Raw genomic sequence first — 11,538 nt, forward strand, 5'->3', positions numbered from 1 at the left:
TCAGTACTTCCAGTTGATTCCGACGCGGAAGACTTGTGAATTCTTCACATCGGGCGTGAAAAGGAAAAAGTCATTGTCGAGGCTGTAATCGAAATAGGCGCGCGTGCGGCGGTCGAGCCGGACCCATGCGCTTCCGAGAAGGCCGCTCTGATGGAGATTATCCTCATAGAAGAACGTATCTTGCATGCTGATCCGCCGGTAATATAAGCCGCCGCTCAAACTGAAGCGCCCTTCACCGAAGCTTCTGCTGACATCGGCGCTGAGATCTTTCACAGCCGTTTCACCTGTCCCGGTAAGAGCATCGAGCGTCGTGGTTCCGAGTGGGCTCAGCCGGTCGGAGCTACGCTGATGATATTCGAAAGACATCGAGATCTTGTTCCAGGGAAAGTATTGTCCATTGAAGCGATAGTCGCGGAAGGATGTCTCGTAAGGAGTCTGATCGTTATTGTCGTCGAGCGCGCGAACCACGATGACGCCGCCGGCCCGCAGATTCGAGAAAAACTGGTGGTGGGCTTCGACATTGAACTGTGTATAGCGGTTGATGGGTCCCAGATAAACCCGGTAGAGCGGGTTCTTTGCGGCCAGATCACGCGCGTCGCTCGTGTAGTCATAGGAATAATCGTTGTCCGTCAGCTTCTGGAAGAAGCCGCCTCGAATCGAGTCGCGGCCGCTGCGGGAGCTGTACAGAAATGACAGATCGAAATCCACCGGCGAGCCGCCGTAGGCGCGCAGGTACGAGCTGAGGAGCCAGCGGTCGCTGAGCCGTTTACGAAGTATGACCTTGTTCGAACCTTTGATGTACCAGAGCGTCTCGAACTCGAGCGACGTATTGGCATCGAGTTTGAGGTTGAGATTGGCGCCGCCGATGCGGCGTTGCGCAGGATCGGAAAAAAACGAGAAACGGCGGCCGCCATAGAGCGTGAAGGTGAATTTCCTGTGATCGATCGAACCCAAGGCGCCGTCGAAGGATGCCAGCTCCGCTCCGTATACGTTGAGGCGGCCGAACTGGAAGGCGGTACCGGCGAAAACTCCATCACTCGGCTTGCCGTTGATCCCGACATTGGCATCGAGCAGCTCGTACAGATGGTTTCCCGTAAACGTTTCAATGACGTTTTCGGCAGGCGAACCCAGCTGCACCGCATTGAGGTCCTGCCGGTACCGCATGGCAACGTGGGTTCGTACCCGGTCCGAGCCGTAGCCGGTTGTTCCGAAATCGATGAACTCCTCCATCCGGTCGGCGCCCGGCTGAAAGGCGGTCGGAGATGGAATTCCCGCCGGGTTGAACGTGCCGGTCAGCGGCGCATCGATTACACCCGCCGTGGTGGGGTTACCCGTAAAATCCGTCTGGTAGCGCTCGTAGTTGGTATTGCTCTCGAAATGGAAACGTTCGAGAAACTCATCGACGCCGCTCCTCTTTTGTGACGCGCGAGGCTGCGCAAAGGCCGGATCGGGAACGGCTTGAGGGATCGCCGTAGAGATGAGCTGGTCCCATTCGGCTTTCATTTGCCCGGAGGAGACGGAACCCTCCGTGGGAGCCTGGGCCGCATAGACCGCGGGCGTCCAGACCAGTGGCACCGCTAACAGGAACCGCAGGACGAACAACAGCGTCTTTTGACTTGGACCTCGAAACGGCATGGATTTACTTTTTTTGCTCGGTCGCCCGCGGTTTATCCCGGAATCCGGTACTGAGTTTAGCAAGCCGGCTCTTTGCGAGTTGGATCCGCCAGGCGTATGTGTCGGAGTGCCACTGCGTGGCGGCCAGGTAAAGATTCAGCTCCGAAACCTGGTCTGCCGTATCTCCGAGTTGACTGTAAATCTCCGAGAGAGCCCAGTGCGCATGGGCATTGTTCGCCGTATCTCCCGTCAATGCCGTGTAAGTTGGAGTGACGGGCGACAGCGCCAGTTCCGCTTGATAGGCAGCGATGGCGCTTTGCAGCAGAGCCGTCTCCGACTGGCTGTCCGCAGCTTCCGCAGCTTCCTTCTCATAGGCCTCACCAATGAATTCATTAACGCCAAGGCGCAACGGATCGATCTTAAGAACTTCCTGGTACAGGCCGATCGCCACGGCAGGTTGAGTTTCCGCCAACAGGTGCGCCAACCGCAGCCGTGGAGTGAACATGCAAGGCGCAGGAGTCAGATTCGCATTCGGCACGACCAACGCCGCACTGGTAATAATCTGGCACGTACCGTTGTTCAAACTGTTCATGGAGATCGCTGCCTGATAATCGGTAATGGCGTCGGTGTTATCCACAAGGTCGTCCTGATAGTGGATGCCGCGCTGTGTGTATTCCCAAGGCGTAGACGGAGTCGTGATTTTCAAAAGGTTCCAGTCGACCCGGCCCTCGAAATAAAACGGATTGCGATTCAGATAGTTCGGATTGTCGGCCTGATAGGTAACACCCGGGACATACGGCCCATTGCCTGTCGTAAGATTGGCTGTCGGCGCGTTCTGCGCCATCAGCTGAACCGCCAGGGCGGACACTGCGAACAAAACCGAAACCCAAGGTGCAACTTTCATTGCTGACCTCCGATTGTGGCCGTCGTGTCCGACGACGCCAGATTCATGTTGGTTTTCAGTAACGTGTCCATGGTCTGTTCGGTCAACAATTGTTTATCCCCCCCAGGCCCGTTCGGACCCGTGGTTTTGGCAAGATATCTCATGAAAACGGGGGGGAAGTGCTCGTCGTTAATCTGTGCGTGAATGTGAAGGGGCGCCTTCAGCGTCACTCCCAGCTCGTTCAACTCCTCTTGCGTCGGCATGACGATCTGGTAACGGAATTGGCGCGGAACGAGCGGCTGCAGCGAACGATAGTTGTCTACGGTATTGGCGGTCGCCGCATTGAAAGTCTCCTCATAATGTGGAGTGGTCGGCACGATCGGGTTGCCGTTGGCGTCATTTCTCCCGAGCGGCGTCCCTGGAGCATAAATGACCGTCAATTCGTTACGGAACAGAACCAGGCCGTTTTCCGCGCCCGCATATACCCGATCATCCGGGCCATTATCCGGGCCGAGTTCAAAGACCAGGTTGTTCGAACCGTTGGTAGCGGCGCCGGTGACATAACTCCCGGCCGGAACCTGCTGGCCGCCATCCACCACCACATGGAGGTGCTCGTTGTCTTCGTCGTCGAGATTGCCATCGGGTTTCGCTTCGCCCGTATCGGGATGCGGTTTATCGATCCGATATCCCGATTGGTAAAGGACAAAGCCATTATCATCCGTCACCGACATCTGAATGTACGCCGTGCGTTCCTGTGAGAAGCCCGACGGGAAACGGTGGCCGGAAAGACCGACGGCATCCAGGCGAACGGTGAACACCTGGCCAAGGACAGCCTGCGCGTCGGATTGTCCGGCATCGATGCGCGCGGCGTTTTCGAGAAGGGTTTGACGCCTGTCGGCTAAGGCCTTGGGAATACCGTATCCGTCCACACCGGTCACGTAAGGATCGGGGTAATCCGGACCGAGCCGGGTCTGCAGGTCGTGGGCGCTGAGGAGTGGAACATCGGTGCCCGCGAAATAATGCGTGACCACCTGGCGTTGGGGCAGCGGGTAGTTTCCATCGGTCGAGACGCCCGGGACGGCAGCATAGTTTTGCGGATAGACGGCAGGGGTTGCGCTTGTAATCAAAAGGGGATGGCCGAGGTCCGCATTGTTAACGGTATAGGTGGAATTGCCGCCAAAAGGAAACAAGGACATATGGCAGTCCTGGCATTGCGTGACTTTGCCAAACGGGTTGTTGATGCTATTGTAGGCGCCCGTTTGCCATTCGGTGCTGAGGTTCTCGAGGCGCAGATACGGCACGCTTGCCGCATGGACGTTGACTTCATTGTTCGCCAGATCGCCCGGACCGCCCCCCGGGAGCCGGACATCGTGGCAGGTATTGCAGAACGCACCGCTCTTCAGATAGGAGATCTTGTTCGGATCGTTACTGACAGTGTGGAAATTGCCTTTCGGGGCTACCGGGAACAAGAAAGGGCCAACCTTCTCTTCCGACTGATTAAGGATCAGGCTGGTGTTGGCGAAACCGTCGCCTTTGAAACTGCGGGTGAGATCCGGACCGCCTTCGTTGTGGCAGAAGTCGCAGCTGATGCCTGCTGCGCCGGGCGAAGGCAAGGAATTGGCCGGCGGAAGTCCGCCGATTGTATCCGGGAGAACCTGGTGGCCCGATGAATCGACGAGATGGTAATCGCGCAAGGGCCGCAGAAGATCAGGACGGAACGCGTTGCCCGTTTGCTGCAATTCAGGAACTTCGCGCAAAGCCGGATTGTCCGCTCGCCTTTCGAAATTGGCGTTGTGGCATGTGTAGCAAAACCCCGCCCGCATCTGCTGCAGGTTGGCAATCGGGGACGACGTAAACATGTTCGTGTTGAATGGCTGGCCATTCGGCAGCGTCTTGTTGCTATCGGCATAGACAGGCCGCAATACCCCGCCCGTGATGAGGTTTCCCGCCGTTTCAAGAGCGTTGAACAGTGGGCTTACATTTCTATAGCCCGACTTGACCGAACTCCGAAGCTCGTCGTACTGCCGCTGATGGCACGGCAGACAGTTCTCCGCAGGCTGGATGTCCTGGGACTTGAAAGGGACAGTGGTCGGGTTTCCGGTAGGCGTCTGCGCGAGCAACCCTCCGACGGCAAAGAACTGGATGGCAAGAATTCCAATTAACGTTCTCACCAGTGACATTACCTCCCAAAGCAACAGTTACCAGGCAGCGTCATGCTTTTCTGCATCTGGGTCGGCGAATTCTACCAGATAGGCATCAACACTTTGAACAGTGAAACTGAGCTTGACAGCATCAGCAGCAATGTCGAAGACTGTGGCGCATGCGCCTACGAGTGTTGTCGATTCTTGGACTGCTGACGGCGATCCCAGCATATGCGCAAGATACGCAGTTTCAGCAAGACCCCGTTGAACACCTGACCTCCACCATCCTGACCATTCTGATTGCCACCGGAATAGCGTTGATCCTCTACAGCCTGATCCGCTACCGCGGGCGCGTCGCGGGTCCCCTCTCCCTGGGTCTTCTGATCCTTGGCCTTGGAGTGTTCCCTGTAGTGACGGGCATGGTCGGGACCGTACTGGTGTTTGAAAGGGCGGAACATGTCGAGTTTTGCGCCTCATGCCATTTGACAATGCAGCCCTATGTCGATGACCTGCGGAATCCCCAGAGCACGAGCCTCGCGGCCCTCCACTATAAGAATCAATACATATCGACGAATCAGTGCTATCAGTGTCATACGTCTTACGGAATGCACGGGACAGTCGAAGCAAAAATGTCCGGAATGATTGACACATTCAAGTACTACACGCGAACCTACAAGTTGCCTGTGAAAATGCGTGAGCCGTATAAGAATGATGATTGTTTGAAATGCCACGCAACATCGCAGAAGTGGCTCGCGCTTCACGGCGACTTCAAGGAGGTTCTTTTTAAAGGCGACATGAAGTGCATGGAGTGTCACGGAGACGAACATCCTGCACATACATTTGAAAGGCAGCAGGCCAAGCTTGAAAAAAAGTAATTTACTCAAAAGGACAGCGGAAGGGTCCACCGGCCTCCTGATTTTCGTTCAATTGCTGGTGTTGGCGGCTCTGTGTCTGGGTCTGCAGTTCATCGTGCGCACAACGGGCGGCAGTCTGTTTCTCGCGGCGTCTCTGGCGCCGGTGCTGAGCACGGTGGCGATAGTCCTCGGCGGCGGGATTCTGCTGTACAGGTTTACGCGGAGCCACAGCCTGTTCAATACTGAAGAGTTTGAACCGGGGGAAATCGTTTTTCGGATGGGCGACAGTTCAGAATGCGCGTATTTTATCAAGTCCGGCGAGGTCGAGATTGTTCGTGAAGAGGGCCGCGGCGAAGTCGTGCTTGCAACCTTGTCCGAGGGTGAATATTTTGGTGAAATGGCCCTCTTATCGGATGCGCCGCGCAACGCCACCGTCCGGGCTCGTACGCGAACCGTCGCCGAAGTGATTGGAAAACAGAATTTTCTTGCAATGGTAGGCGCCGTCCGCGGCGCGCGCGATGAAGTGATGAAGACCGTGGAAACTCGAAAGGGCCGCGGCGCTTCATGAGAATTCAGAAAGACCGTTTAACAGCATCTTCCGAAAGGAGTTTCATGAGAACACTGGGTTTTGCATTTTTGCTTTCGCTCCTCGTAGTCATCGTTATCTCCGCTCCTGTCTTCGCGCAGGACGCGGCCGCGGGAAAAGCGGTTTATGCGAAAAAATGCCAAGCGTGCCACGCCGCCGACGGTAACGGCAACCCGGCGATGGCGACGGCGCTGAAGGTCGAATTCAAGCCGCTTTCGTCCGACGAAGTCCAGAAGATGAGTGATGCCGATTTGAAAAAAGTCGTGATGAACGGCATGGGGAAAATGAAACCCGTGACCGGGCTCATGCCTGCGGATGTCGACAGTATTGTCGCTTATCTCCGCACGTTGAAGAAAAAATAGCTTGTTCAACTGAGGAGGATTAGCCACAAAAAGCACAAAAGGGTGGATCGCCTTTTGTGCTTTTTGTGCCTTTTGTGGCTAACCTCTTTGTTGAACCTGGGACTTTGACACGGAGGTGTTGTACCCATGGCCGGCAAAATCGATCAGGTTTGCATCAATACGATTCGTACATTGTCGATGGACGCCGTACAACAGGCGAATTCGGGCCATCCCGGAACGGCTATGGCGATGGCGCCCGTCGTCTATTCGCTATGGAACGAGTTCCTCCGATTTGACCCCGGCGATCCGATCTGGCCCAACCGGGACAGATTTGTTCTTTCGATTGGCCACGCATCGATGTTGTTGTATTCGATCCTGCACCTGACAGGGGTAAAAGCCGTCAATCCCGAGTATGAAAGCCTGGGACAATTGTCCGTTCCCCTCGACGACATCAAGCGATTTCGCCAGCTCGACAGCAAGTGCCCCGGGCATCCGGAGTACCGCTGGACCTCGGGAGTCGAGACAACCGCCGGACCACTCGGCCAGGGCGTGGCGACGAGCGCCGGTATGGCCATCGCCGGACGTTGGATGGCCACCTACTTCAATCGCCCCGGGTTCGAAATGATCGACTACAACGTTTATGCCCTGTGTGGCGATGGCTGCATGATGGAAGGCGTCAGCCAGGAGGCGGCATCGCTGGCGGGCCACCTCAAACTCTCAAACCTCTGCTGGATATACGACAACAACAAGATCACCATCGAAGGCCATACCGATTGGGCGTTCAGTGACGATGTCGCCACAAGGTTTATCAGCTATGGATGGAATGTTCTTCGCGTCGGCGACGCCAATGATCTGGAAATGCTGGCTCGCGCCTTCAATACGTTCCACGCGACGAAGGACCGGCCCACCCTCATTATCGTCGACAGTCATATTGCTTACGGCGCGCCCAATAAACAGGACACCAGCGCGGCGCACGGTGAACCCCTGGGCGAAGAAGAGATCCGGCTCACCAAGCGTAATTACGGCTGGCCTGAAGATGCAAAGTTTCTGGTTCCGGACGGCGTCTACGATCACTTTCAGGAAAGGATCGGTCGGCGCGGGCGCGAGTTGCGTAACGCCTGGATGGCAAAATTCGACGAGTACAAAAAAGAATATCCTCAGCTTGCGGAACACCTTTTCAAGATGCAACACAGGCAACTGCCGGAAGGTTGGGACAAGGACCTCCCGGTCTTTCCCGCGGATGCCAAGGGTCTTGCGGGCCGTGATGCATCCAACAAAGTGCAAAATGCGCTCGCAAAGAACCTGCCGTGGCTGATCGGAGGCTCGGCAGATCTCACGCCATCCACCAAAACACGTTTGAATTTCGACGGCGCCGGCGATTTTACTTCTTCAGGTTCGGCCGGCCGTAACCTTCATTTCGGAATCCGTGAGCACGCGATGGCATCCATCCTGAACGGTTTGTCGCTTTCGAAAGTACGTCCTTTCGGCTCCGGGTTTCTCATCTTCAGTGATTACGCGCGGCCGGCGATCCGCCTGAGCGCCTTAATGGAGCTTCCGGTCATCCATATTTTCACGCATGATTCCATCGGAGTCGGAGAGGATGGCCCGACGCATCAGCCTGTGGAACAACTCGCATCGCTGAGAGCCATTCCCGGCCTCATCACGTTGCGGCCGGCGGATGCCAACGAAGTCGTTGAAGCGTGGCGGCTGATTACCAGGCTGCGGCATAAGCCCGTCGCTCTCATTCTGTCGAGACAGGCCTTGCCGACAATGGATCGCACCCGCTTTGCTGCCGCATCGGGCCTTGCCAGAGGCGCCTACGTGCTTGCTGACGCCGACGATGGAAAGCCGGTGGCCATCATGATGGCCACCGGCAGCGAAGTCTCTTTATGTGTGGCGGCATATGAAAAACTGAGGGCAGAGGGCATCAAGACTCGAGTGGTCAGTATGCCTTCGTGGGAACTGTTTGACGAACAGGATCAGAAATATCAGGACAGCGTCCTGCCGCCCGGAATCAAAGCGCGTGTGGCTGTCGAGCAGGCCAGCACCTTCGGATGGACGAGGTTCGTAGGCGCTTCAGGAACGATCATCGGAATGAATACATTTGGCGCTTCTGCGCCGCTGAAAGAATTACAGCAGAAGTTTGGCTTCACACCTGAGAAAGTTGTCGGCGTGGTACGGGAACAGCTTACGAAAGAGAGTTGAGAACATGGCAAAATCGGAAATCTCCGTAGTCAATTCGCTCAAGGAATTGAAGAAGTATGGCCAGTCAATCTGGTTCGATTATATTCGGCGCAGTCTGATCACAAGCGGTGAGCTGCAGCGCATGATCGATGAAGACGGGTTGGCAGGCGTCACTTCGAATCCGGCCATTTTTGAAAAAGCCATCACCGGAAGCACGGACTACACCGAAGCGCTCCGCGAACTCGAAAAACGTCCCGACATGGATGCGATGGCGCTGTACGAGGCAATTGCGATTCGCGACATCCAGGACGCCACCGATGTCTTGCGGACGGTCTATCAGAGCAGCAACGCCCGGGACGGATATGTCAGTCTCGAAGTGTCGCCGTATCTTGCCCACGACACTCAAGGCACGATCGAAGAGGCGCGCCGGCTGTGGAAAACGGTCGGCCGGGAAAACCTGATGGTTAAAGTGCCGGCGACGGATGAGGGTATCCCGGCGATCGAGCAGCTCATCAGCGAAGGAATCAATGTCAACGTGACACTCCTGTTTGCCCAGGAGATGTATGAGCGCGTGGCGTGGGCTTACGTCTCAGGAATCGAGAAATTTGTGGCTCGGGGCGGCAACCCCGGCAAAATCGCAAGCGTCGCCAGCTTTTTCATCAGCCGCATCGACTCCGCCGTGGATGCCATCGCGACAGCCCGGCTCAAGACCGCGGAATCGGGTGTCGAGCGCGCCCTGCTGCGTAGCATCATGGGAAAAGTGGCGATTGCCAACGCCAAGCTCACCTACCAGCGCTACAAGGAAATTTTTTCCGGCCCGCGCTGGCAGAAGCTCGCTGCCGCAGGCGCACAGACCCAACGCGTTTTGTGGGCGAGCACGGGAACGAAGAATCCGAATTATTCCGATGTTCTGTATGTGGAAGAACTGGTCGGCGCCGACACCGTAAACACCGTTCCGCCGTCGACCTTCGATGCGTTTCGTGACCACGGCCGCCCGCGCGCCAGCCTGACCGAAGATATCGAAGCGGCTCACGACACGATGGAGACACTGGAGAAGCTCGGAATCTCCATGAAACAGGTAACCGGCGATCTCGTCGTCCAGGCGGTCAAACTGTTCGTCGAACCTTTCGACAAACTGCTCAGCACGGTCGACCGCAAATGCAAATTCGTGCCGGCCGGCGAGTTGGCCCCGCAAACCTATAATGTCTCGGCCGACGCCGCCAAAGCGATCGAAACATCGCTGGAGGAATGGAAACTCAGCGGCAAGGTGCGCCGCATGTGGGCACGCGACGCCTCGGTCTGGACCCGGTCGGACGAAGGAAAATGGCTCGGCTGGCTTGGCATCACAGAGGATCAGATCGCACATGCCGATCATCTCCGTGATCTTTCGAAGGAAATCCAGGCCGGGCAATTCACTTCCATATTGTTGCTGGGTATGGGTGGCTCCAGCCTGTGCCCGGAAGTTCTCAAAATGACCTTCGGAAAAATCGACGGTTTTCCGGAGTTGCACGTCCTGGATTCGACCGATCCGGCACAAATCCGCGCCATTGAAAAGAAAGTCGATCTTTCGAAAACCCTGTTCATCGTTTCGAGCAAGTCGGGATCGACGCTCGAGCCGAACATCTTCAAGCAGTACTTTTTCGAACGGGCACAGCAAGTGCTCGGCCGTCATCCCGGAGATCGATTCATCGCGGTGACCGATCCCGGATCGAAGATGCAGGAAGTCGCGGAGGGCGATTCGTTCCGGCACGTGTTTTTCGGTGTGCCCAGCATCGGTGGCCGCTATTCCGCATTGTCGGATTTCGGCATGGTGCCTGCTGCCGCAGCCGGCATCGATGCAGCTCGATTTCTGGATCTCGCGGATGAGATGGCGATCGCGTGCTCATCCTGCCCTCCGATCGAAAAAAATCCGGGCGTTGTGCTCGGCACGGTTCTGGGCGCGCTTGCCAAACAAGGCCGCGACAAGGTCACTTTCATTGCATCCCCCGGAATCTCCGACCTGGGCGCGTGGCTGGAACAACTGCTGGCGGAATCGACAGGCAAGGACGGCAAAGGATTGATTCCAGTTGATCGCGAGCCGATCGGACCGCCTGAAGTTTATGGCAACGACCGGGTGTTTGTTTACATACGGCTGTCCTCGGCGCCGGATGCGGAACAGGATCGGGCAGTTGACGTTCTGTCAGCAGCCGGACATCCTCTGGTGCGAATCCAGGTTTCGGATCCCTACCGGCTCGGGCAGGAATTCTTCCGTTGGGAAATTGCGACCGCGGTTGCAGGCTCGATCCTGGGTATCAACGCGTTCAACCAGCCGGACGTCGAGGCCAGTAAGATCGCGACCAAAAAACTGACCTCCGAATTTGAAAAAACCGGATCGCTGCCTGCCGAGCAACCCTTCCTTGAAGAGGACGGCATCAAGCTGTTCGCAGACGAAGCAAATGCTTCATCGTTGCAGTCGGCCGCCGGATCGGATAAATCCCTGACCGCCTGTCTTCGCGCTCACCTGAATACACTCAAAGCCGGGGATTATCTGGCATTGCTGGCTTATGTCGAGATGAACAAAACCCATGAAGACCAGCTTCAAACGATGCGCAAAGCCGTTCGCGACACTCGGCATGTCGCGACGTGTCTGGGTTTTGGCCCGCGTTTTCTGCACTCGACAGGACAGGCGTACAAAGGCGGCCCCAACACCGGCGTTTTTCTTCAGATCACTGCGGATGACGCGGCGGATCTGCCGGTTCCCGGACAAAAATATACCTTCGGAGTGGTCAAATCGGCGCAGGCACGAGGCGATTTCCAGGTGTTGGCGGACAGGAAACGCCGGGCGCTTCGAGTCCATCTGGGCGCGGACGTTGCGGCCGGCCTGGCGAAACTGGCGGGTGCGATCCAGAAAGCTCTGGCGTAACCAACAAGATAAAGGAGCAATTGTCATGCAACT

At 56.6% G+C, this 11,538-nt stretch carries 8 protein-coding genes; 5 read left to right on the forward strand and 3 right to left on the reverse strand.

The window, feature by feature from the left end; genetic code table 11:
* From VGK48_00315 to VGK48_00325, 3 genes are read right to left on the reverse strand one after another with little or no spacing between them, the layout of a single operon-like run.
* Entirely contained in the window at positions 1-1,635 is a 1,635-nt protein-coding gene (locus VGK48_00315) for a hypothetical protein (GenBank protein HEY2379595.1), read from the reverse strand.
* Between the two features lie 4 nt (positions 1,636-1,639).
* On the reverse strand, positions 1,640-2,518 hold the full coding sequence (locus tag VGK48_00320) for a hypothetical protein (GenBank protein ID HEY2379596.1): 879 nt from the start codon (positions 2,516-2,518) through the stop codon (positions 1,640-1,642).
* Positions 2,515-4,668 carry a hypothetical protein gene (locus VGK48_00325; GenBank protein ID HEY2379597.1) on the reverse strand — a complete coding sequence of 718 codons (2,154 nt, stop codon included), beginning with the start codon at positions 4,666-4,668 and terminating at the stop codon, positions 2,515-2,517. The genes VGK48_00320 and VGK48_00325 overlap by 4 nt, the downstream gene beginning before the upstream one ends.
* 149 nt (positions 4,669-4,817) lie before the next feature.
* Between VGK48_00325 and VGK48_00330 the strand changes: the two genes are divergently transcribed.
* The 5 genes from VGK48_00330 to VGK48_00350 all read left to right on the forward strand — a co-directional run bounded on the left by VGK48_00330 (position 4,818) and on the right by VGK48_00350 (position 11,505).
* Positions 4,818-5,513 carry a NapC/NirT family cytochrome c gene (locus VGK48_00330; protein ID HEY2379598.1) on the forward strand — a complete coding sequence of 232 codons (696 nt, stop codon included), beginning with the start codon at positions 4,818-4,820 and terminating at the stop codon, positions 5,511-5,513.
* Positions 5,500-6,060: a cyclic nucleotide-binding domain-containing protein gene (locus VGK48_00335; protein HEY2379599.1), complete on the forward strand. Its 561-nt coding sequence runs from the start codon at positions 5,500-5,502 to the stop codon at positions 6,058-6,060. Before VGK48_00330 ends, VGK48_00335 begins: the two co-directional genes overlap by 14 nt.
* A 44-nt stretch (positions 6,061-6,104) precedes the next feature.
* Entirely contained in the window at positions 6,105-6,440 is a 336-nt protein-coding gene (locus VGK48_00340; GenBank protein ID HEY2379600.1) for a cytochrome c, read from the forward strand.
* A gap of 126 nt (positions 6,441-6,566) precedes the next feature.
* Complete coding sequence (gene tkt / locus VGK48_00345; protein ID HEY2379601.1) at positions 6,567-8,624, forward strand: transketolase; 2,058 nt, start codon at positions 6,567-6,569, stop codon at positions 8,622-8,624.
* 4 nt (positions 8,625-8,628) lie between these two features.
* Complete coding sequence (locus VGK48_00350) at positions 8,629-11,505, forward strand: bifunctional transaldolase/phosoglucose isomerase (protein ID HEY2379602.1); 2,877 nt, start codon at positions 8,629-8,631, stop codon at positions 11,503-11,505.
* Positions 11,506-11,538 lie beyond the last annotated feature (33 nt).

The organism is Terriglobia bacterium, assembly GCA_036496425.1.
Taxonomy (GTDB): domain Bacteria; phylum Acidobacteriota; class Terriglobia; order 20CM-2-55-15; family 20CM-2-55-15; genus 20CM-2-55-15.

Bases quoted from the DNA above. Each gene is read 5' to 3' on its own strand.
- VGK48_00320 (HEY2379596.1), bottom strand. From the start codon at position 2,518: ATGAAAGTTGCACCTTGGGTTTCGGTTTTGTTCGCAGTGTCCGCCCTG.
- VGK48_00350 (HEY2379602.1), top strand. From the start codon at position 8,629: ATGGCAAAATCGGAAATCTCCGTAGTCAATTCGCTCAAGGAATTGAAG.
- tkt (HEY2379601.1), top strand. From the start codon at position 6,567: ATGGCCGGCAAAATCGATCAGGTTTGCATCAATACGATTCGTACATTG.
- VGK48_00330 (HEY2379598.1), top strand. From the start codon at position 4,818: ATGCGCCTACGAGTGTTGTCGATTCTTGGACTGCTGACGGCGATCCCA.
- VGK48_00315 (HEY2379595.1), bottom strand. From the start codon at position 1,635: ATGCCGTTTCGAGGTCCAAGTCAAAAGACGCTGTTGTTCGTCCTGCGG.
- VGK48_00340 (HEY2379600.1), top strand. From the start codon at position 6,105: ATGAGAACACTGGGTTTTGCATTTTTGCTTTCGCTCCTCGTAGTCATC.